Raw genomic sequence first — 21,443 nt, 5'->3', positions numbered from 1 at the left:
CGGCCCGGTCGCGGAGCGCCGGTGCGTTGTGCCCAACTCCCCTGCCCTGCGCGGCTATTGGCCGCCACGTCATGGCGTCACTCTGCGCAGGTAGCCCTTGTCGTCGCGGTGCTCGCGGCCCAGGGAGAGATACGTGGCGTGCAGCCGGTCCAGTACCACGCGATCGAGCTGCACCCCCAGCCCGGGCCCGTCGGGCACCCGTACCGAGCCGTCCTGGAAGGACAGCGCGCCGGGCAGCACGACGTCCTCCGCCGCGTTCCACGGATAGTGGGTGTCGCAGGCGTGGCCCAGCGCCGCGGTCGCCGCCGCCGCGTGGGTCATCGCGGCGAGGCTGATCCCCAGGTGGGAGTTGGAGTGCATGGACAGCCCCCAGCCGACCGCCCGGCACACGTCCCCCAGCGCGACGGACGCCCGGAGGCCGCCCCAGATGTGGTGGTCGCCCAGCACGATCCGTACGGCGTTCCGCTCCAGGGCGGGGCGTACGTCCTCCAAGGAGGTCACGGACATGTTGGTGGCGAGCGGGATCGACGTGGCGGCGGCGACGGCCGCCATGTCCTCGATCCCGGCCACCGGGTCCTCCAGGTATTCGAGGACGCCCTCCAGCTCACGGACCGCCGCCAGCGCGGTCTTCAGGGACCAGGCGGCGTTGGGGTCGATGCGGAGCGGAAGTCCGGGGAGCGCGGCCCGCAGCGCGCGGACCGCCGCGATCTCCTCGTCCGGCGGGAAGACCCCGCCCTTGAGCTTCAGCGAGCGGAAGCCATAGTGGTCCACCATGCGCCGGGCCTGGGCGACGATGCCGTCCGGGTCCAGGGCCGCGCCCCACTCGTCGTCGCCCGAGCCCGGGTGCCCGGCCCACTTGTAGAAGAGGTAGCCCGCGTACGGCACCGCGTCCCGCACCCGGCCGCCCAGCAGGTCCACCACCGGCACGCCGGCCCTTCCGCCCTGCGCGTCCAGGCAGGCGACCTCGATCGCGGAGTACACCCGCATCACGTCGAAGGCCGGTGCCGGGACCGGCGCCGGGCCCCGTGATCCGGGCGTACGGCCGGACCAGCGCCGCCAGTCGGCGTCCGGTCCGTAGGCGACGCCGTCCGCCCGGCCGGCCAGCAGTTCGCTCACCAGCCGGGTCAGCGCCCCGGTGTCGTACACACTCATGCCCCGGATCCTGGTGGCGACCAGCTCCAGCCAGTCCAACTGCCAGGCGTGGCCGGTGCATTCGCCGAGGCCGGTCACCTCGCCGCCGGGGCCGTCCGTGACGAGCTCGATGACCGCGCGCAGGACGTGCGGCTCGTGCACCCCGTCGGCGTTGAGCAGCGGAGGGTCACGGAAGGCGATGGGGGTGACCCTCAACTCGCTGATGAACACCGGCTCATCCCCCGGGGACGGTGGTGTGGAACTTGTCCCACATGTCGGAGACGGCCGACTTCAGGCTCTTCTTACCGAAGATGATGTCCTGGTAGATGCTGGTGAAGTCGAGCTTGTCCTCGTCGCTGCCGGACGGCGGCGGGGCCGGCGAGGGCGAGAGCTTGCTCTGGATCGACGTGAGGAACTGGTAGACGGCCTTGTCGCCGCCGGTCAGAGTCGGGGCGAGGGAGGCGAGGTTCTGCGTGTTGGAGGGCAGCCCGCGCACCTGGCCGAGGATCTTCGCCGCGTCCGGATCGTTCAGCAGGAAGTCGATCAGCAGCGCGGCCTCCGCCTTGTGCGCGCACTTGCGCTGGACGCAGAGCGCCTGCGAGGCACCGCCGGTCATCCCGATCGGGGAGGTAGCCGTCTGGGTGGGGAAGGAGATGGGCTGCACCGCGCCGTACGTCTCGAAGTACGACGAGGCGCTGGAGGTGATGGAGAACTCGCCGGCCGACAGCTTCCGGACCAGCGGCGAGTCGGCCGTCGAGCCGCTGGCGTACGAGGCGGTGAGGCTCGCGGATGTGAAGACGCCCTTGTCCCGCAGCCGGCCCATGTACTCCCAGAACTGAGTGAGGTCGGCCTTCGTGACTCCGAGGGAACCGTCGTTCTTGTAGAGCGGTTTGCCGTGCTGGACGAGCCAGATCTGGAAGATCTCGATGTGGCCGCTGAAGTCGGTCAGCGGTGCCCTGTCCGGTAGCGCCTTCTTCAGCGCGGGACCGATGTCGCTCAGCAGGTCGTCCCAGGTCCAGCCCGGTTTCGGAATGCCGACCCCGGCCTTGGCCCACAACTTGGCGTCGATCAGCAGGGCTTGGGTGGCGATGCCGGTAGGCAGCCCGTACAACGTGCCGTCGACGAGGCCGGTGCGGGCGTAGATGGTCGGTATCCGCTTCAGGGAGATCGTGGAGAACACGGAGTCGGTGAGCTTCGAGAGCACGTTGCGGTCGGCGTAGGCCCTCAAGTAGCCGAAGTCCATCTGCAGGACGTCGGGGCCGCTGCCGGCCGCGACCTGCGTGGCGAGCCGCTGGAGGTAGGCGGCGTAACCGGCGAACGAGGTCGTCACCTTGATGTTCGGATGGCGCTTCTCGAAGAGCGCGACGGCCTTCTCGGTGGCCAGGTTCCGGTCTGCGGAGCCCCACCACTGGAAGTCGATCGTCACTCTGCCGCCGGTGGACGCCTCGCTCGTGCCGCACCCGGCGGCGGCACCGGCCAGCGGGAGCGCGCCGAGCGAGGCGATGAGCCGACGGCGAGTCAGTCCCGGTGAGGTGGACGGGGTGTGGGGACGGCGTGCTGCGGACATCGCGGCCCTTCGCTCGACGGTGAGGGAAAAGCGGCTGCAAACGTTGCCACTCTGTTTCCAACTGGCGGGGAACGTACGCCCGTCGGAACGCTCCAGTCAATGAGAGCGACCTGATCAGCAGCCAAAACATAGTTTCGCCACACCTCTTGTCGATGGTGAGGCCGCGTGCAATCGTTGCCGCCGACATCCAGCCTCACCGTGGAGGAGTGGACCCCGATGGCCCAGGCGACCGCGCCGCCCCGCCCCATGCCCCGCCCGAGTGGTGGCACTTCCGTCGTAAAGCCGCCGCCCAGGCGCCGCCGTTCCCAAGCTGTAGCGGGACACGTCTTCCTGGCTCCGTGGCTGATCGGCGCAGTCGTGCTGACGCTCGGCCCGATGCTCATCTCGCTGTATCTGTCGTTCACCGACTACGACCTGTTCTCCAGGCCGCACTGGGTGGGCCTGGCCAACTACCGCTACATGTTCGAGGACGACAAGTTCCTCACCTCGGCCAAGGTCACCCTGAAGTTCGTCCTCATCGGAGGCCCGCTCAAGCTGGCGGCGGCGCTCGGCGTAGCACTGCTCCTGAACCGCGCCCGCCCCGGAGTCGGCCTGTACCGCGCCGCGTTCTACGCGCCCTCACTGCTCGGTGCGAGCGTCAGCGTCGCCCTGGTGTGGCGGTCGCTGTTCGCCACCGGCGGGCTCACCGACCGCACCACGTCCTTCTTCGGCTGGCACGTCGGCGGCCTGACGGACAACCCGGACTACGCCATGTACCCGCTGGTGCTGCTGACGGTCTGGCAGTTCGGCGCACCCATGGTGATCTTCCTCGCCGGGCTCAAGCAGATCCCTAAGGAGCTGTACGAGTCGGCGTCCCTCGACGGAGCGGGCCGGCTGCGCACGTTCTTCTCCATCACCCTGCCGATGCTGTCACCGGTGCTCTTCTTCAACCTGGTCATGGAGATCATCCACTCCTTCCAGTCGTTCACCTCCGCGTTCGTGATCAGCGGTGGCACCGGAGGACCGTCGAACTCGACGCTCTTCTACTCGCTCTACCTGTACCAGCAGGCGTTCACCAACTTCCACATGGGATACGCCGCGGCGATGGCCTGGCTGCTGCTGGCCGTCATCGCGGTGGTCACCTACGCCGCCTTCCGCAGCGCCCGGCTGTGGGTCTTCTACGGACAGGACGATGCGTGATGACGACCGTGACGACCCCGGTCCGCAGCCGCCCCCGCATACCCGGGCGCTCGGTGGCCTGGCATGTGATCTGCGTGGCGATCGGACTGGTGCTGCTCTACCCGCTGTTGTGGCTGTTCACCGCGTCGTTCAAGTCGGGTACCGAGATCCTCTCCAATCTCAGCCCCGTCCCCAAGGTCTTCACGCCGGGCAACTACTCCAAGGCGGCGGACGGGATCAGCGGGCTGACCCTCTGGCGGCTGTTCGGCAACTCACTGCTGCTCGCCTGCCTAGCCGTGGCCGGCAACGTGATCTCCTGCTCGCTCGCCGCCTACGCCTTCGCCCGGCTCCGCTTCCGTGCCCGCGGGCTCTACTTCTCCGTGATGATCGCGACGCTGATGCTGCCGATGCACGTCATGCTCATCCCGCAGTACGTCATCTACCAGAAGCTCGGCTTCCTCGGGACCTATCTGCCGCTCGTCATACCGAAGTTCCTGGCCACCGAGGCGTTCTTCGTCTTCCTGATCGTCCAGTTCATCCGCTCGCTGCCGCGCGAACTCGACGAGGCGGCCGTACTCGACGGCTGCGGCCCCTACCGGACCTTCTGGTACATCATCCTGCCGCTGCTCAAGCCGGCCCTCGTCACCACGACGATCTTCTCGTTCATCTCCGCCTGGAACGACTTCTTCTCCCAGCTGATCTACCTCACCGACCCGAAGATGTACACGCTCCAACTCGGCCTGCGGCTCTTCGTCGACCAGACCGACAGCTCCGCCTACGGCCCGATGTTCGCGATGTCGGTCATCGCCCTGCTGCCGGTGCTGCTGTTCTTCCTCGCCTTCCAGCGTCTGCTGGTGGAGGGCGTCCAGACCTCCGGGCTGAAGGGCTAGGTGCGCCGTGATGCGTAGTTCCCGCTTCCACCTCTTCGCGGACTGCCTGCTGCTCGGGGTGTTCCTGCTGCTCTGCTCGCTCCCGGTGGTCACCGCCTACCCGGCGCTGGTGGCCGGCTGCACGGTGCTGCGCGAACAGGCCCACGGCGGCCCCGGGGTGACCCCGGCGAACCTGCTCGCCGCGCTGCGCCGGGTGCTGCGCTCGGGGCGCGCCGTCGTCCTGGTCCCCACCGGCGTGGTGGCCCTGCTGTGGCTGGACGCCGTCGCCCTGGACGCCCACGGCCCCGGGCTGGGAGCGGCCTTCGCCGTGGCCACCGCGATCCTCGCCGCGCTGGGCCTGCGCTGCGCCGCCGGATGGCGGGAGGGGATGCCCTGGCGGGCCGTCCTCGTCGCGGCGTTCCGCTCCGTACCGGAGCAGCCGCTCGTGCCCGTACTGCTGGCCGGTTCCGCGGTCGCCGTCATCGTCCTGCTGACCATGTCGCCGGTCCTGCTGTTCATCGTCCTCGGGCCGCTCGCCCTCGCGGCGACCGCCACCGACCTGTGGCGGCCGCTGCCGCTGTGACCACCCGTACGCCCCCAAGTGACCCCATCCGAAAGGTCCGTTCCATGCCGTTCAACCTTGGCATCGTCGGCGCCGGGCAGTTCGCCGGTCAGTTCGCCAAGCTGTTCCACCTCCATCCCGGCGTCGCCGACGTCCACATCACCGACCTGATCCCAGAACGGGCGAAGCGCGTCGCCGCCGAAGAGGACCTGGCGGGCACCTTCCCCTCCTACGAAGCCATGCTGGCGTCACCGTCCGTCGACGCGGTGGCGATCTTCACCCAGCGCTGGACCCACGGCCCGCTGGTCGTGCAGGCCCTGCGCGCCGGGAAACACGTGTACTCGGCGGTGCCGATGGCGGTCACCGAGGACGAGATCGCCCTGATCATCGAGGCGGTACGGGACACCGGACTGACGTACATGATGGGCGAGACCAGCCACTACAACCCCGCGACCGTCTACGCCCGCACCCGCATCGCCGACGGCGGCTTCGGGCGGCTGTTCTACGCCGAGGGCGACTACGTCCACGACATGGACCTGGGCTTCTACGAGGCGTACCAGTACAGCGGCGGCGAGGACTGGAAGTCCACCGCCAGCTATCCGCCGCTGCTCTACCCGACCCACTCCATCGGCGGGGTGCTGGGCGCCTGGAGCACCCACGCGGTGAGCGTCTCGGCGATCGGTGTCACCGACGACCGCGACGACGGCGTCTTCGACAAGGATGTCAGCCAGTTCGGCAACGACTTCTCGAACGCCACCGCCCTGTTCGAGGTCGCGGGCGGCGGATCGTTCCGTGTCAACGAGTTCCGCCGGGTCGGATACCCCTCCCGCAAGCGCGAGTCCAGGTTCCGCTTCTTCGGCACCGAGGGCAGCTTCGAGCAGCTCGCGACGTACAGCGTGTGGCAGAACAAGGAGGGCGTCGAGGACGTCAGCGAACATCTGCGCCCCGTCCGCTCCCTCCCCACCGACGACCCGTCGCTGGAACACATAGCGCCCGCCCTCCGAGACGCCTTCGTCTCCGGAACGGCGCCGGTGCACGACCGCTCCCGGCTGCCCGAGGAGTTCAACCACGTCCACAACGGCCATGAGGGCAGCCACCACTTCCTCGTTGACGACTTCGTGACGGCCGTCAACGCCGGCACCCTGCCGCCGGTCAACGCCTGGGTCGCCGCCCGCTACACGCTGCCGGGCATCATCGCCCATCGGTCCGCGCAACAGGGCGGAGCCAGGCTGCCGGTCCCAGACCACGGCGACGCACCCACGTCCGCACCCGCACCCCATGTCCTGGAACCCCGCCGAACGGAGAACGCATGATCCCCGACACCGCACGCCGTCGCCGCTGCGCCGTGGTGGGGCTCGGCGCCCGCGCCCAGCTCTTCACCCAGGCGCTGTCCGGTCCCTACGCGGACCGGGTCGAGCTGGTCGGCTTCTGCGATGTCAACGCCCACCGCATGACCGTCCACAGTCAGTGGATCGGGGCGGACGTGCCCGCGTACGCGGCCGAGGACTTCGAGGAGATGCTGCGCCGCGAACGCGTCGACCTGGTCGTGGTGTGCAGCGTGGACCGCACCCATGACCACTACATCGTGCGGGCGTTGGAGGCGGGCTGCGACGTGGTCACCGAGAAGCCGATGACCACGGACGCGCCCCGCGCCCGCCGCATCCTGGACGCCCAGCGCCGCACCGGCCGCGACGTGCGGGTCGCGTTCAACTACCGCTACAACCCGGTGCACGCCGCCGTGAAGGAGACCCTCGCCTCCGGCGCGATCGGCGACATCGGCTCGGTCCACTTCGAGTGGCTCCTCGACCTGCGCCACGGCGCCGACTACTTCCGCCGCTGGCACCGCGACAAGGCCAACTCCGGCGGCCTGATGGTGCACAAGGCCAGCCACCACTTCGACCTGGTCAACTGGTGGCTCGGCACGGCTCCGGAGACGGTCTACGCACTGGGCGGGCTGTTCTTCTACGGCGACGAGGCCGGCCGGCGCCGGGGCCTCGCCCGCGACTACGCCCGCGCCCACGGCTCCCCCGCCGCCGAGGGCGACCCCTTCGCCGTACGCCTGGCGGACTCGCCCGTGCTCAGCGCGCTCTACCTGGACGCGGAGGCCGAGGACGGCTACCACCGCGACCAGAACGTCTTCGGCCCGGGGGTCACGATCGAGGACGACATGGCGGTGCTGGTGAGCTACACCTCCGGCGCCACCCTCACCTACCACCTCAACGCCTACGCCCCCTGGGAGGGCTACCGGATCGCCTTCAACGGCAGCGCGGGACGCCTCGAACTCCTCGTCGAGGAGTCCACCTGGACCCGGCCCCGGGCACGGTCGGACGGTACGAGCGCGGTCATGCACGGGGCGGCGGTCGGCGACGACGCCGGGCGTACGCAGCTGCTGCTGCGCCGGTTCTGGGAGCCGCCGACCGAGGTGAAGGTCGCGACGGGAGAGGGCGGCCACGGCGGGGGCGATGTCCGCATGCTCGAAGACCTGTTCGGCGGGCCGCCCACCGGCGGTCCGGACCCGCTCGGCCGGGCGGCGGGCGCGACCGACGGAGCCCGGTCCCTGGTCACCGCGCTGGCCGCGAACCAGTCCTTCGAGACACGGCTCCCGGTGAAGGCCCGGGATCTGCTGGAGGTGTGACCGTTGACGCCGTGCGTCTCCCACCGGGACGTTCGAAGAGCGGGAAGGTCCCGGTGAGCCCGCGGATCTTCAACGCTGGTGCCCCGGTGGATGGTTGAGGAGGCCGTGCCGGCCATCCACTCCTAGATCCATGTGCGGATGTAACAGCTGCGCGGCCGGGAACGGCAGCATCGCCGCCGAGCGCCAGGACCAGATGCCACAGGTGCGTGCCGCCGGAGACGTTCTCCGGCGTGAGCACCGTGTGGCCCTCGAAGGTGAGCGAGTGGCCGTAGCAGTGGCTACGGACGACCAGTTGGCCGGCGGGGTGAGTTCGCGGATCGCCGGAGCGGGGTCCGGCGCCGAACAGGGGCAGCCCGAGATCCTGTGTCCTCAGTCAGACCCATCCGCCGAATCAGGAGATCAACGAGAGCAGTCAGCTGCCGTGACCACAGCTGCCGCAGATCCCGGTGCCGGGCGTCAAGCGCCAACGCCCGCGCCGGCAAAGGGGCATCGCTCTGCAGACGATCGCCCTCCCCCGAAGCATCACCCTCGGAGAAATCGACCACCCGACGGTCCGGCCTGTGCACCAGAAGCTCAACCGACAGAAGCAAGGCCACCGCGCCACGACCAGCGCACACAGAGGACGGATCCAGACCTCGGAGTCAAGGCCACGACCAGTGGCCTCGCCCTCCTCCTGTTCCCAGGCGGAAGCAGGCCCCCCGATGCGTCGATCCACCCCGACCAGGCAAAAGAGCCTGGTCAGAGCGCCAACGGTAGGCAAGCCGCGCCCTACACGCTGTAAGGTGAGCGTCATGGCTGGCAGAGACCCCCAGGTCCGGGCGGAGCGGCGCAGCGCCGGTGAACTGGAGAGCGAGGTCCTCGCCTCGTTGTGGGCGACCGACCGGCCGCTGACTCCGGCCGAGATCCATGCCCAGATCGACGGCCCTCTCGCCTACAACACCGTGCACACGATCCTCAAGCGGCTCTACGACAAGGGGCTCGTCCTGCGCGACGCGGACGGGCGGCGCGGTGCGTACCGGCCGGCGAAGAACGCGGCCGAGTTGACCGCCGCGGCGATGCACGAGGCGCTGGACCGGGGGCCGGATCCGATCGGCGCGCTCCAGCAGTTCGTGAGCGGTCTGAGCCCCGAGGAGGAGAGGGCCCTGCGCGATCTGCTGACCGGGGGCGCGGAATGAGGCGGCTCGACGAGGGACGGACAGCTGCCCGTGAGGTCGTACTGGCGCCGCGGCTCGTGGTGCGGGGTTCGACAGCGAAGTCAGCCTGAGCTGACCGCGTTGGTTGGCAGCGACCGCAGGGCGTGACCTCGTCGGGTTGTCAGCGACCGCAGAGCTGAACCGCGTCGACCATCAGCGACCGCGAGGCTTGCCGCGCTTGGTTCCCTTGGCGCCGCCGGAGGACCCGCGGGGGTTCTTGCCGGTGTTTCCGGTCCTGCCGGTCGATTTTCCGGCGGCGGGCTTGCGGCGGGCGGGGGTTTCGGTGCGCTTCGCCTTCGTCTTCGGCTGAGGGGGCGTCGGGGTACGGCCCCGCGTGCTGTTGACCGTGCGGCCGCGGACGATGCCGATGAAGTCCTCGACCAGTTCGGTGGTCGCGTCCTCGGGCCAGGAGAGGGCGACGTCCGACTGGGGGGCGTCGACGACGGTCCGGTAGGTGAGGTCCTTGCGGTGGTGCAGCCGGGCCAGGGACTGGGGGACGTAGAGGATGCCGATGCCGGACACCACGTGTTCGACGGCGTCCTCGGTGGTCGCGGGACGCTCGAACGCGGGCTCCCCCGGCGGCTGTTCCCAGTCGAGGACGTCGTCGAGGGGGTGAAGGACCACCTCGTCGGCGAGTTCGTCGAGGGACACCTCGTCGGCCGCCGTCACGACATGGTCCTTGGGGGCTACGACCACGGTCGCCTCGGTGTAGAGGGCGATCGCGCTGAAGACCTCACGGTCGACCGGCAGCCGTACGAGTCCGGCGTCGGCCTCGCCGCGCCGCAGCACATCGGATGCCTCGGCAGCCGTGACCGGTACGAGGACGAGGGGGACGTCGGGCCGGCGCTCGTTCCAGATCCGCACCCACTTGGCGGGCGTCACCCCGGGGACGTACGCGAGCCGGAACGTGGGGGATGTTTCCGAGCCTGTCACCCCGCAAGGTTACCCGCCGTGGTCGGAGGTCTCGAACGCGGTCGATACTCTTGACGGTATGAAGTCGCACCAGACCACCCAGACCATGAAGCCCGCCACGGCGGCGAAGAAGCTGGGTGTGTACCTAGAGGCCACCCCCGCCGAGTTCCAGAAGGCCGAGGTCTCCCGCGCCGAGCTGAACGAGCTGCAGGCCAACCCGCCCGAGTGGCTGCGCGAGCTGCGCGCCAACGGCCCGCACCCGCGTCCGGTCGTCGCGGCCAGGCTCGGCGTCTCCATCGCCGGTCTCGCCCGCGGCGGGGTCACCGAGCCCCTCACCACCGAGCAGATCGACGCACTGAGGGCGGCCGGCCCCGAGTGGCTGGAGAAGGAGCGCGCCACCCAGGCCGAGGTCCGCAAGGAAGCCGAGCGGATCAAGAACAAGAAGAACGCCGAGAACGCCGAGAACGACTGACGGGCGCGGGACCCGGGGAGAGGCGCACGGTGACGGACGGCGCGGACCGCACGGGGAAACCCCCGGCGATGTACCGGAAGGTCGCGGCGGACCTCGGCCGCGAGATCGGCGAGGGTCGCTACGGCTCCGGCGGACGGCTGCCCGCCGAGGGCGAACTCGCCGAACGCTACGGCGTCTCCCGGGGCACGGTCCGCCAGGCGATGGCCCTGCTGCGCACCGAGGGCCTGATCGCCTCCCGGCGCGGCACCCGCCGGGTCGTGATCGGCACGCCCCGCCCGCAGAGCTTCGGCGAACTCCTCAGCTTCACCCGCTGGGCCCGCTCGACCGGCGAGGAACCCGGCGGCCGGACCGTCTCCGTGGAGACCCGCCCCGCCGACGCGACCGAGCGGGACCAACTGCGCCTGCCCGCAGGGGCGGAGATCTACGAGGTACGGCGGCTGCGCACGCTCTCGGGGCGCCCGGTGATGATCGAGCGCACCGTGTACCCGTCCGCCGTGGGCGAGTTGATCGCCGAGCTGCCGCCGGACTCGGTGTCGCACACCGTGGCCCTGGAGGAGTCGGGCGTGCTGATCGCGGACGCCCAGCACACGATCGACCTGTGCCGGGCCGACGAGGAGGACGCCCGGCTGCTCGGCTGCCGGCCCGGCGACCCGTTGTTGCGCGAGCGCCGGTGCAGTACGGATCCGGCGGGCACCCCGGTCGAATGGTCCGAGGACCGGTACCTTCCGGAGACCGTCGTCTTCACCGTCCACAGCTCGGCCGCCGCCGGCTCACTGGCCCGCCGCCCGGTCGACGACGCCTGACCTCAGGTGCTCCGCAGCAAGGCCGTGAGCAGCGGGCGGAAGTGCGCGAAGTCCGGGGTCGGTGCCTCGGGGTCCTTGCCCTCGTCGTCCCAGCGGCGCACCGCGACCCCGTCGGCCGCGTAGGGATTCGCCTCGTACGCGGCGACCTCGGCCGGAGACATCGGACCACCCTGCACCTCCAGCGTGTACACCGAGGCCTCGGAGAGCCGGCCGAAGTAACCCGGCTCTACCGCGCACAGATACCGCTTGGCCGCCACGTGCAGCCGGATCGGCTCGGTGACCTCGGGGCCGAACCACTCGGCCAGCCGGTCCGCCCCGGTGTGGCTGTGCCGGTTGTCGGTGCCCTCCATCAACTCCGCACCGCTGACCGGCCCGTGGAAGTGCCCGAGGTCGTGCAGCAGCGCGGCGGCGATCAACGCGTCAGGCGCACCCGCCTCTTCGGCACGCGCCGCAGCCTGGAGCATGTGCTGCGCCATCGTGACCTCCTCCCCCAGGTAGGCGGTCGCGCCCTCGCCTGCGAAGAGTTCGGCCAGTTCGTCCACGAACTCCGCACCCGCTGCGGCCCGTTCACGACGCAGTACCGCCAAGGTGCCGGCCAGCGCGTCGATGTCGACGTAGGCGCCCTGGAGGTGACGGGCGCCGCTCTCCTCGAAGGCCGTCCGCGCGTGCAGCAGGCGGACGTTGTCGAAGATCAGGCAGTCGCCGGGCAACAGCCGGAATTCCAGCTGGAGTTCGGGGCGCAGGGTGATCTCGGCGAAAGTGCGGTAGGCCCGGTAGAAGGCCTCCAGTTCGTCGGCGGGCAGCAACAGGGTGCCGATGGAACGGTTGTTGAAGCGCACCTCGCGGATCCGGCCCCGGCCGTCCACGTCGATCAACGGCCGGTCGGCGGCCAACACGGTCTGCGCATCGCTGAATTGGAACGGCACGGAGGTGCGCGTCAGTACGGCGAACGCCTCCGGGTCCTCGGCACGCAGCAACGCGGCCGCCTTGAACCCGTCCACAAGTCCGGAGTCACCGCCGACCGCCGCGTTGGACAGGCAGTGCAGGAGCTGGAGCGTGGGCACCGGGTCGCGGTACGGGTTGTCGGTGTGCGGGGTGATCCGGGCGCCGGTGAAGGCGAGGTTGTTGGGGTCCGGTTCGACCCGCACGTCGAAGAGCCGCCCGTAGTTGGTCTCACGGACGTACCCGAAGGTCTTCGCGACCTCCAGTACCTGCCCCTCGCGGCACGGCACATCACGCAGGAGCGCGAAGCCGAGCCCTAGAACCGACTCCAGCACCCGCGCCTTGACCACCGGGTCGCCCAGGTATTCCGCCCAACTCGCCTCGGGGAGACGGCCGTTCAGGTCCGCGGCGGCCCACAGGGTCTTGCCGTTCTCACCACGCCGATCGCCGGAACCGTCCCCGCTGTCGGGCCGGTTGGCGGTCAGCCACTGCGCGGAGTACGCGGACCGGTGCCCGTCGGGCGCCCAGTCGACCTCGACACCGCCGGCGGTCCGCCGTACGGCGTCCAACGCGAGGCCGGTGGGCAGCTCGGTGATCTGGAACAGCTTCTGCCCGTTGCGGGGGTCGCGGCACCGGGGGCAGGGGCAGTTGTCCCGCAGCCAGGTGAGCGGCAGGTCTTCTATGAGGTCTCCCACTGGATCCTCTACGGACTGTGACATCGCCATCACTCTCTCGCCAAGTTGTATAGCCAACTTTTCCGACAGAGCGAACGTCTCAGCACCAGATGACCGCAAGATGACACTCCGGCTACCCGCACATGAACGAGACGGGCGACCGCGTCAGCGCGCCAGGCGCAGGCCCGCGACGAAAACGTCGACCAGCCGGAGCGCGTCGTAGCGCTCATCACCCTCCGCGCCGACACAGAGGTTGCCGACGCCGCGCATGATCTCGTAGGCGGTCAGGTCGGACCGGACCTCACCGGCGGCGGCCGCCGCGTCGAACAGCTCGGCGCACACGGGCAGCAGGCGGTCCAGGAAGTAGCCGTGCAGCGCCTCGAAGCCGGCGGTGTCGGACCGCAGCACCGCGGCGAGTCCGTGCTTGGTGACCAGGAAATCGACGAAGAGACTGATCCACTCCCGCAGCGCGGCGTACGGCGTGGCACTGCTCGCCAGCAGCGCAGGACCCGCTTCGGCGCAGGCCTCGACCTGGTGGCGGTAGACGGCGATGACGAGATCCGCGCGCGTCGGGAAGTGCCGATAGATCGTGCCGAGTCCGACGCCGGCCTCGCGTGCGATGTCCCGCACGGGGGCGTCGACACCGGACGCGACGAAGACCTTGGCGGCGGCGTCGAGGAGGGTCTCCTTGTTGCGCCGGGCGTCGGCCCGCTTGGACTGCCCGTCCGCCTTCCCGGCCTGCCCGTCCGCCTTGGCCGCGCGCCCCGCATCCGCACCGTTCCCACTCACCGCGCAACTCCTCCGCCCTCACGACTTGCCAAACCGGAACCGCGTTCCGTATTCTTTCCGGAACAAGGTTCCGCTTGCCTATGATGCCAGATCAGAGGCCGGACGACCAAGCCACGCCTGCCACCACGCGGTGCGGATGAGCGGTGCAGGAGAACGGACGCCACCATGCCCCACACACCCCGCCCCAGCTTCGGGATCATGACCGCTCCCATGCAGGTCGGCTACGACGACCTCCTCCGCGTCTGGCGCGAGGCGGACACCGTCCCGGAGATCGAGCACGCCTGGCTCTTCGACCACCTCATGCCGATCGGCGGCGACCCGGACGGCCCGGCCTTCGAGGGCTGGACGCTGCTCTCCGCCCTCGCCGCGCAGACCCGGCGCCTGCGGCTCGGCGTGATGGTGACGAGCAACCGCTTCCGGCCGCCCGCGGTGCTGGCGAAGATCGCCACGACCGTCGACATCGTCTCCGGCGGACGGCTGGACTTCGGCATCGGCGTCGGCTCCCGCCCGGACCATCCCCTGGCCAGGCGGGAGTACGAGGCGCACGGCCTCCCCTTCCACGACTCCGCGCACGCCGTGGCGAGCCTCGCCGAGGCCTGCACGGTGATCCGGCGGCTGTGGACCGAGGAGAAACCGTTCGACTTCCACGGCACCCACCACCACCTCACCGGAGCGTTCGGCAACCCCAAGCCCGTCCAGCGCCCCCACCCGCCGATCCTCATCGGCGGACGCGCGGCCACGACCCTGCGCGTGGTCGCCGAACACGCCGACCTGTGGAACATCCCCGGCGGCGACATCGAGGACGCCACCCACCGCAGCGCACTCCTCGACCGCTACTGCACAGAGATCGGCCGCGACCCCGCCACGATCACCCGCTCCATCCACCTCTCCGTCTCCTACGACCGTCCCGAGGCCACCCGAGCCGCGATCCGCGAGGCACTCGACGCGGGCTTCCACCACATCGTCCTCGGACTGCCCGCGCCCTACCCCGCCGGAACAGCACGTTGGGTCGCCGACGAGTTGATCAGGAAGTCGACCTGAGCGCCCTTCCAGCCTCAGTCGTGCGGGAACGAGTGGTGCTCATGCGCGACCAGCCACCGGCCCCGCTCCTTGCGCAGGCCGAAGGTGAGCCGTAGGCGCAGGGTGGGGTGTTCGGCGAACTCCTCGGGAGTGCCGCACCGGAGCAGGGCATGGGCGTAGGCGACGTCCGTGCCGGCCGTGATGTCGAGGGAGTCGATGTCGAAGCAGGCGCCCTGGGCCTGCCAGTCGAAGAACGGCGGCCAGGTGGCGCGGTAGGCGGCGAGGCCGTGGATGCCGGCGTGGGGCGGCGGGACGTCGTACATGACGAGATCCTCGGTGTGGTCCGCCATGACGCGGTCGAGGTCGCCGCGGTGGACGGCCTCGGCCCAGCCGGTGATGAGGGTGCGGATCTGTGTCGCGTCGTCGGTCATGGACGGCTCCTGTTCCTGTCCCCCACTCCATGGTCTCTCTGTCGGGTCGACTCCCCGATCTTCCGCACATCATCGCCCCGGCCGGGCAACCGAGACGGATGGCACACTCTCCGTGTGCCGCTGACTTTCGACGAACTCCTCACCCGTGCCACCGCCCTCGCCGCCCCCGGCCGACGGGCCGTCCTCGGGATCACCGGCAGCCCCGGCGCGGGCAAGACAACGCTCGCCGAGCACCTGGTGCGGACGCTGAACGGGAGCGGCGCGGAACCGTGGGTCGCGCACGTCCCCATGGACGGCTTCCACCTCGCCGACGTCGAACTGGACCGCCTGGGCCGCCGCGCCCGCAAGGGCGCGCCCGACACCTTCGACGCGGCCGGTTACGCGGCGCTGCTGCGGCGGTTGCGCGAGGAGACCGACGAAGTGGTGTACGCGCCGGGCTTCGAGCGGGTGCTGGAGCAGCCGATCGCCGGCGCGATCCCGGTACTGCCCACAGCCCGGCTGGTGGTGACGGAGGGCAACTACCTTCTGCTGGAGGCGGGTTCATGGGCGCGGGTACGGCCGTGCCTGGACGAGGTGTGGTTCTGCGAGGTCGACGAGGACGAGCGCGTCCGCCGACTCGTCGCCCGGCACGAGGAGTTCGGCAAGGACCACGAGACCGCGGTGGCCTGGGTGTCGGGCACCGACCAGCGCAACGCCGACCTGGTGGCGGCGACCCGGGACCGGGCGGACCTGGTCGTGCCGTTCGGTGCACTGCCCGCGCCGGAGCAGAACTCGGCGGCGCGGGCAGGCAGTTGAGGACCCTCAGGCCAGCAGGGTGAGCTCCGGCTCGGCGTCGGCGTCGCCCGCCGGGTCGCCGATCACCGCGGTGAAGGCCTCCGTACGGACGGTGAGAGTCAGACCGTCCTCGCCGGTCTCGAAGGCGGGCGAGAACTCCCCTGCTCCGGGGCCGTACCGCACGGCGAACACGTGCAGGTTCTCCGGGGCGCCCGGTGCCGGGTCGGCCTCCAGTGCCGTGGAGCTGACCAGGTGGCGCCAGCCCTCGTCGGGGTTGCCGTAGCCGCGCGGGTCGGCGGCGAGCGCGAACGCGGCCTGTTCCTGCGTGAGTTCGGAGCGGGCGTCGAAGTGGTCGGCGCCCTGGTCGGTCGGGTGGGTGAGGCGCAGGGCGCCCGCGGAGGTGACGTCACCCTCCGCCGTCCTGCGCACCCGGTCCCCGTCGTCCGCCGCGTAGGGCAGCCCGGCGAGCAAGTACGGGGCTCCGTCGAGGAGTTCGAGGGCCACCGTCATCCACAGACGCGTGCCGTCCGTGACGTACAGGGAGCGGACGTGCCGCAGCACGTGGTCGCGGCCGACGACCGGCTTGGTGACCAACTTGGCTGTGAGTCCGTCTACTTGGAGATCCCGGACCCGTACCTCGCCCATCGGGCGGCACAGCAGGAAGCCGTCGACGACAGGCCCGAAGCCGTGCTGCCGGTTCACGGCGGCGGGCAGGTAGTAGGTGCCGTCGGCCTCGACCAGTGACGGGGTCATCTTGCTGTCGAAGGCCACCGAGACGGTTCCCGACCGGAGTTGATGCCGGGCGGGCGTCGTGGACGGTGTCCGGTGCCAGCGCGTGGTGTCCTGGATCTGCCAGACCACCATCCATGCGAAGTGTCCGTCCACTCCCCCGTCCGGCTTGGCCGCGTGCCTGCCCCAGCGGCTGTCGCCCCGGTAGCGGCCGATGTCGGAGCCGATACGGCTGCCGAAGTAGCGCAGGCCGAGGACCGATTCGAAGCCGGAGTGCTGTTCGCTGTAGCGCGGGCCGCCGTTGTCGAAGCCGCCGTCGGTGAGGCGGGCGTCGATGTAGCGGGCCAGCGCCTCCCCGTCCTCGGCGAAGACGTCCTCGCCGCTGACGATGTGGGCCTGCGCGAGGAACGACAGGGAGATCGGGCCGTAGTTGTTGTCGTACGCGCCGCCGTGCTCGGGCGGGAGGAGGGCGCCGCGGTCGCTCACGCGGTGGGCGCGGATCTCGTCGCCGTACACACGGAGTGCGCGCGTACGGACCGACTCCCCTTCTTCCGGAGGGAGATGGCGGGCCAGCATCAGGCCGCCGACGACGCAGCCGATGGCCTGGTTGCCGGCTTCCTGGGGGTTGAAGAAGGTCGCCTCGGTGAGCCAGCGCCAGTAGCCGTGCGCCAACTCGACCAGGGCGGTGCGCTGTTCGTCGTCGACGAGGCCGTCCGTCGCGTCGAGGATGTTGACCGCCTGGAGCAGCGCCCACGCCGTGCTCGGCCAGTCGCCGATGGGGTGCGCGCCCGCTTCCAGGACGTAACGGGCGTACGGGAGGCCGGAGTTGCGGACCTTCAGGTTCGGGTAGCCGGGGTTGTCCTCGGTGTAGACGCGCTCCCGGAGGTGGAAGGCGAGGCTGCGCCGTACCGCCTCCGGCAGTCGTGGGTCCTTGCCGCGCTGCCAGGCGAAGGCCAGCAGGGACGTCATCCCGAGCGACGTGTCCCCGATGTCGTCGTAGCAGTCGGGGTGTTCGAGGTTGCCCTCCGGCGTAAGACGTCGCAGGGCCTGCTCGACGACGTCGGCGAGGACCGCGTCGTAGGCCTCCGGGGTGTCGGGGAGGTCGTGCAACGGGCCGCGCTGGTGAGGGAGTTGCATCGCGGTGGATCAGCCCTTCATGCCTGAGGTGGCCATGGCGTGGGTCGTCGGGATCAGCGGGCGGGTGCGAGGCAGCCGGCGCGCAGGGCGACGCTCAGTGTCTGGGGGCCGTTTCCACCGAGGTAGACGCGGTTCCCGGTCGTCGCGTCGGTGCCGCCGACCACGGTGTAGTCCTGCCCCGGGTCGTACCGTAGTACGTCGCTCCGGTCCGGTCCGGCGAGGGGTTCGCCTGCCTCGACGGTGGCCTCGACCCGGATCTCGTCGTCGCCGACGCGGTAGGTCAGCGGCCCTGTCGTGAGGCACCAGCGTCCGTCGTCGAGCGGTTCGGCGCCCTCGGTAACGCCCCCTGGACGGAAGGTCAGTTCGAGGGCCCAGGGCACCCGCGGTCCGCTGATGTCGATCCGCAGGTCGGCACCGTCCTCGCGCAGCTCCACGTCGACGCGGGTCGTCCGGGAGACCTCGTCCTGGGGCCGGTCCGGGAAGGCCATCGCGGCGGAGAAGCGGCCCTCGTCCGCCATGTAGTAGGCGGCGTCGTCCCGTCGCAGGTCCGGCGTGAGCGGCTGGTAGTAGGCGGCCGAGAGGGATTCGGTGAGCCGGTACCGGTTGGCCGCCAGCTGCTCCATGTCTGCGGCTCGGAAGGGGCCCAGGTCGAAGAATCCCTGCGAGAGGCGGACCGCGTCGAGGACGGCGTCGCCGGCGAACAGGCGCAGGAAGGTGGGGTTGCAGGCGAGACCCGAGCGGATGCGCCGGAACGCGGGCACGTCCGAGCCGCCGTAGACGACGCTGTGCGCGGTCGTGGAGGCGCGGGAGGCGAGGCGGGCCGTGGGGATGTAGCGGGCGCGGGGCAGGGGTTCCGGCGTCGGTGTCGGGAGCTCGCGGCAGAGGTCCGGGGTGAGGATGGTCTCCGCGAGGAGGTCGGGGTCGTCGATGCCGTCGGCTGCCGCCAGGTGCGCCGCTCGGCTGAAGTCGCCGCGGCCGGTGCGGATCGCGAGGAGCCGGTAGTGCGGGAGGTAGGGCGCCAGCGGGAACGGGTGGTTCTGGTCCTGCCGGCGCGAGAGGACGGTTTCCACCGTGCCGTCCGGTCGGATGAGGTCCAGGGTCGCGGTGAGGTTGCGTTCGACGGCGTCCCGCAGGTCGGGGCGGTCGAGGACGTCGGCCAGGAGCAGGAGCGACGGGTTTGACACGTGGGCCGCGTAGTTGGCGCTGCGCTCCGAGTACAGGCCCTCCGCGTCGATGTCCACGCCCTCGGCGAGCCACTGCTCGATGCGGTCGAGCAGCCGGTCGTCGGGGAACGAGCGGTGCAGCCGGGCCAGCGCCGCGGACAACTCCCAGCGGTGGTTCGGGGTGTGGACCCCGCCGGTCAGGAGACTGGCGGTGGCGGCGCCGGCGATGTCGGCGAGCGCGGCCGTGACCTCGCGCAGTTCCGGCCCCGCGCCCGCCGCGAGGACGTGCGCGTCGCACACGTCGTTCACGGTGAACGCGGAGTCCGGCGGCGACTGCACGTTGTCGCCACCGGCGAAGAGGCCGGTGGCGGTCTGCGCGGCCCGCAGGGCCCGGATGTGCGTCATCGCAGCGGTGACGGCCTGCCCGCTGCCGTGCAGCGCCGAGTCCGGGGAACGGTAGGCCGCGATCAGGGTCTTCACCCGGCGCGCCAGACCACGGTGCGCCACACCGGCGGGTTCCTCGTCGGGGCCGGCCGCCAGCGGGGCGGCCGGCCGGTCGGCGGCGCGGGCCGCGGCGCGGACGAACTCGTGGTCGAGCGGGGTGTGCAAGGTCAGTCCTTCAGTCCGGCGTTGATGTCGGCGCTCATGACGTAACGCTGGAACACCAGGAAGATGATGATCAGCGGGATCATGGAGATGACCGAACCGCCGAGCAGCACCGACCAGTTGATGTTCTGCGCGCCGACGAGGCTCTGGATGCCGATCTGCACGGTGAACTTGTTGGGGTCGTTCAGCATCAGCAGCGGCCAGATGTAGTCGTTCCAGCGCCACTGGAAGGACAGGATCGCGAGGGTCAGCATGATGGGCCGGGAGATCGGCACCATGATCCGCAGGAAGATCGACAGTTCACGGGCGCCGTCGATGCGCGCGGCCTCGACGAGTTCGTCGGGGACCGTCAGGAAGAACTGGCGGAACATGAAGCAGCCGGTCGCGGTGAGCACGGCCGGGAGGATGATGCCGGCGAACGAGTTGTAGAGGCCCAGGTTGCGGACGACCAGGAACTCCGGCGCGAGCATGACCTCCGACGGCAGCATCGTGGTGGCCAGGATGCAGAGGAAGAAGAACTTCAGCCACCTGTTGTTGTACTTGGCCAGCGCGTACCCGGTGCAGCAGCTGACGCCCACCGTGAGGATCGTCGTGATCACGCACACGATGGCCGTGTTGATGAAGTACTGGGAGAAGTTGGCGCTGTCCCACGCCGCCTTGTAGCCCGACACGGTGGGGTTGTGCGGAAGCACCGTCAGCGGAAGGGAGAACAGGTCTCCCGCCGGCTTGAAGGAGCTGAGGACGAACCACGCGACCGGCAGCCCGTAGAGGGCCGCCAGAATCCACAGCAGTGTCGTCGCGGGTACCGCGCGCCGGAGCCCACCGTCGCGCACGTTGCGTCGCTGCCTCTTGGAGAGGGTCCGCACGGAGTCGGCACCGGCCGGACGCGGCGTGTCTGTGGTTGTCATCGGTTCTCCACCCGCCGGTTGACGATCAGCTGGATGATCGCGACGGCCATCAGGATGAGCATGAGCACGAACGACGCGGCGCTCGCGTAGCCGATCTGGCCCCGGTTGAAGCCGGTCTGATAGATGTACTGGACAAGCAGGTTATTCGACGTGCCCGGTCCGCCGTTGTTGAGGGAGACGAAGAGCGGGTATTCCTTCATCGCGTTGATCGTGTTGAGCAGGATGACGATGAAGGAGGTGGGCGCGATGCTCGGCAGGGTGATGCTGACGAACTGGCGCCACGGGCCGGCACCGTCGAGCGAGGCCGCCTCGTAGTACGACACCGGCACGTTCTTGATCGCCGCGATGAACAGCAGCATCGAGAAGGCCGTTCCCCACCAGGCGCCCGCCATCACCACGACGCCCAGCGACAGGTCGGCGTTCGACTGCCACGGAACGGCGCTTCCGCCGAGCTTCTCGATGACGTAGTTGATCAGTCCGAAGTTCTCGCCGAACAGCCACCGCCACAGGACACCCACGACGATGGGCGAGATGAGCCACGGGATGAAGAAGACGACACGGGCGACCGACGCGCCCTTGGCCTGCTTGCTCACCACCAGGTTGGCGATGAACAGCGCGAGCACGAAGTTCAGCGGGACGACGAGCACGGCGTACAGCAGCGTCCGGAACAGCGCGTCGTAGAAGGTGGAGTCCCCGAACAGGTTCTGGTAGTTGTCCAGCCCGATGAACTGGAACGCCCCCACACCGGTGTAGTTCGTGAACGAGTAGACGAGCCCGATCACCGCCGGCCACACGAAGAACAGCGCGAAGAGCACGACATTGGCCGCGATGAGGACGAGCGGCGCGAGTGTGTAGGTGCTACGTCGTTTCCTGGGCGGCCTCACGGACACGTCCGCGGCGCTATTTGTCATCTTCCTGACTTCCGTGCTGGTGGAATGGATCGCTGTGGGCTCACGTCATGAGCCCAG

The 21,443-nt window shown here is 70.1% G+C and carries 20 protein-coding genes; 10 read left to right on the top strand and 10 right to left on the bottom strand.

Annotated elements, in window-relative coordinates:
- Positions 1–69 precede the first annotated feature (69 nt).
- Both OG496_RS49600 and OG496_RS49595 read right to left on the bottom strand, forming a co-directional pair.
- Positions 70–1,362, bottom strand: coding sequence for an enolase C-terminal domain-like protein (locus tag OG496_RS49600; RefSeq protein ID WP_405975603.1), 1,293 nt, complete (start codon positions 1,360–1,362; stop codon positions 70–72).
- 4 nt (positions 1,363–1,366) lie between these two features.
- Positions 1,367–2,698 carry an ABC transporter substrate-binding protein gene (locus OG496_RS49595; RefSeq protein ID WP_405975602.1) on the bottom strand — a complete coding sequence of 444 codons (1,332 nt, stop codon included), beginning with the start codon at positions 2,696–2,698 and terminating at the stop codon, positions 1,367–1,369.
- A 216-nt stretch (positions 2,699–2,914) separates the two neighbouring features.
- Here OG496_RS49595 and OG496_RS49590 point away from each other — a divergent pair, with 216 nt between their 5' ends.
- From OG496_RS49590 to OG496_RS49565, 6 genes are all read left to right on the top strand, one after another.
- Positions 2,915–3,877 (top strand): sugar ABC transporter permease, encoded by a 963-nt coding sequence (locus OG496_RS49590; protein WP_366491490.1) that lies wholly within the window; start codon positions 2,915–2,917, stop codon positions 3,875–3,877.
- Positions 3,877–4,746 carry a carbohydrate ABC transporter permease gene (locus tag OG496_RS49585; protein ID WP_366491491.1) on the top strand — a complete coding sequence of 290 codons (870 nt, stop codon included), beginning with the start codon at positions 3,877–3,879 and terminating at the stop codon, positions 4,744–4,746. The genes OG496_RS49590 and OG496_RS49585 overlap by 1 nt, the downstream gene beginning before the upstream one ends.
- A gap of 10 nt (positions 4,747–4,756) precedes the next feature.
- On the top strand, positions 4,757–5,308 hold the full coding sequence (locus OG496_RS49580) for a hypothetical protein (protein ID WP_405975601.1): 552 nt from the start codon (positions 4,757–4,759) through the stop codon (positions 5,306–5,308).
- Between the two features lie 44 nt (positions 5,309–5,352).
- Positions 5,353–6,600 (top strand): Gfo/Idh/MocA family protein, encoded by a 1,248-nt coding sequence (locus OG496_RS49575; RefSeq protein ID WP_405975600.1) that lies wholly within the window; start codon positions 5,353–5,355, stop codon positions 6,598–6,600.
- Complete coding sequence (locus OG496_RS49570) at positions 6,597–7,922, top strand: Gfo/Idh/MocA family protein (protein ID WP_399389780.1); 1,326 nt, start codon at positions 6,597–6,599, stop codon at positions 7,920–7,922. Before OG496_RS49575 ends, OG496_RS49570 begins: the two co-directional genes overlap by 4 nt.
- Positions 7,923–8,713: 791 nt before the next feature.
- Positions 8,714–9,097: a BlaI/MecI/CopY family transcriptional regulator gene (locus OG496_RS49565; protein WP_405975599.1), complete on the top strand. Its 384-nt coding sequence runs from the start codon at positions 8,714–8,716 to the stop codon at positions 9,095–9,097.
- Positions 9,098–9,268: 171 nt separating this feature from the next.
- Here OG496_RS49565 and OG496_RS49560 read toward each other — a convergent pair whose 3' ends face one another.
- A complete protein-coding gene (locus OG496_RS49560; RefSeq protein WP_405975598.1) occupies positions 9,269–10,048 on the bottom strand; it encodes a LysR family transcriptional regulator substrate-binding protein in 780 nt (259 codons plus the stop codon).
- 58 nt (positions 10,049–10,106) lie between these two features.
- Between OG496_RS49560 and OG496_RS49555 the strand changes: the two genes are divergently transcribed.
- Together OG496_RS49555 and OG496_RS49550 are read left to right on the top strand one after the other, a co-directional pair.
- Positions 10,107–10,499, top strand: coding sequence for a DUF5997 family protein (locus OG496_RS49555; RefSeq protein WP_405975597.1), 393 nt, complete (start codon positions 10,107–10,109; stop codon positions 10,497–10,499).
- A 29-nt stretch (positions 10,500–10,528) separates the two neighbouring features.
- Positions 10,529–11,302: a GntR family transcriptional regulator gene (locus OG496_RS49550; RefSeq protein WP_405975596.1), complete on the top strand. Its 774-nt coding sequence runs from the start codon at positions 10,529–10,531 to the stop codon at positions 11,300–11,302.
- Positions 11,303–11,304: 2 nt separating this feature from the next.
- On the opposite strand, the gene OG496_RS49545 is transcribed toward OG496_RS49550, so the two are convergent.
- Together OG496_RS49545 and OG496_RS49540 are read right to left on the bottom strand one after the other, a co-directional pair.
- The gene (locus tag OG496_RS49545; RefSeq protein WP_405975595.1) at positions 11,305–12,963 is read right to left on the bottom strand and encodes a TauD/TfdA family dioxygenase; all 1,659 of its coding nucleotides are present in this window, start codon (positions 12,961–12,963) and stop codon (positions 11,305–11,307) included.
- Between the two features lie 120 nt (positions 12,964–13,083).
- On the bottom strand, positions 13,084–13,707 hold the full coding sequence (locus tag OG496_RS49540) for a TetR/AcrR family transcriptional regulator (RefSeq protein WP_405975594.1): 624 nt from the start codon (positions 13,705–13,707) through the stop codon (positions 13,084–13,086).
- A 165-nt stretch (positions 13,708–13,872) separates the two neighbouring features.
- Between OG496_RS49540 and OG496_RS49535 the strand changes: the two genes are divergently transcribed.
- A complete protein-coding gene (locus OG496_RS49535) occupies positions 13,873–14,748 on the top strand; it encodes an LLM class flavin-dependent oxidoreductase (RefSeq protein WP_405975593.1) in 876 nt (291 codons plus the stop codon).
- A gap of 14 nt (positions 14,749–14,762) precedes the next feature.
- Here the strand turns inward: OG496_RS49535 and OG496_RS49530 are convergent, their stop codons facing one another.
- The gene (locus tag OG496_RS49530; RefSeq protein ID WP_366491501.1) at positions 14,763–15,158 is read right to left on the bottom strand and encodes an SgcJ/EcaC family oxidoreductase; all 396 of its coding nucleotides are present in this window, start codon (positions 15,156–15,158) and stop codon (positions 14,763–14,765) included.
- 114 nt (positions 15,159–15,272) lie between these two features.
- On the opposite strand from OG496_RS49530, the gene OG496_RS49525 reads away from it, so the two are divergent.
- A complete protein-coding gene (locus OG496_RS49525; protein ID WP_405975592.1) occupies positions 15,273–15,953 on the top strand; it encodes a nucleoside/nucleotide kinase family protein in 681 nt (226 codons plus the stop codon).
- Between the two features lie 6 nt (positions 15,954–15,959).
- On the opposite strand, the gene OG496_RS49520 is transcribed toward OG496_RS49525, so the two are convergent.
- The 4 genes from OG496_RS49520 to OG496_RS49505 are packed head-to-tail and all read right to left on the bottom strand — an operon-like array spanning position 15,960 to position 21,386.
- Positions 15,960–17,798: a hypothetical protein gene (locus OG496_RS49520; protein ID WP_405975591.1), complete on the bottom strand. Its 1,839-nt coding sequence runs from the start codon at positions 17,796–17,798 to the stop codon at positions 15,960–15,962.
- A 53-nt stretch (positions 17,799–17,851) separates the two neighbouring features.
- Entirely contained in the window at positions 17,852–19,570 is a 1,719-nt protein-coding gene (locus OG496_RS49515; RefSeq protein ID WP_405975590.1) for a hypothetical protein, read from the bottom strand.
- A 2-nt stretch (positions 19,571–19,572) separates the two neighbouring features.
- Entirely contained in the window at positions 19,573–20,475 is a 903-nt protein-coding gene (locus tag OG496_RS49510) for a carbohydrate ABC transporter permease (protein ID WP_366491505.1), read from the bottom strand.
- Positions 20,472–21,386, bottom strand: coding sequence for a carbohydrate ABC transporter permease (locus OG496_RS49505; RefSeq protein WP_405975589.1), 915 nt, complete (start codon positions 21,384–21,386; stop codon positions 20,472–20,474). The genes OG496_RS49510 and OG496_RS49505 overlap by 4 nt, the downstream gene beginning before the upstream one ends.
- Positions 21,387–21,443: the final 57 nt, after the last annotated feature.

Origin of the sequence: Streptomyces sp. NBC_00988, from assembly GCF_045162645.1 — a bacterium.
Lineage (GTDB): Bacteria > Actinomycetota > Actinomycetes > Streptomycetales > Streptomycetaceae > Streptomyces.
This window is presented reverse-complemented; position numbering and strand designations above follow the sequence as displayed.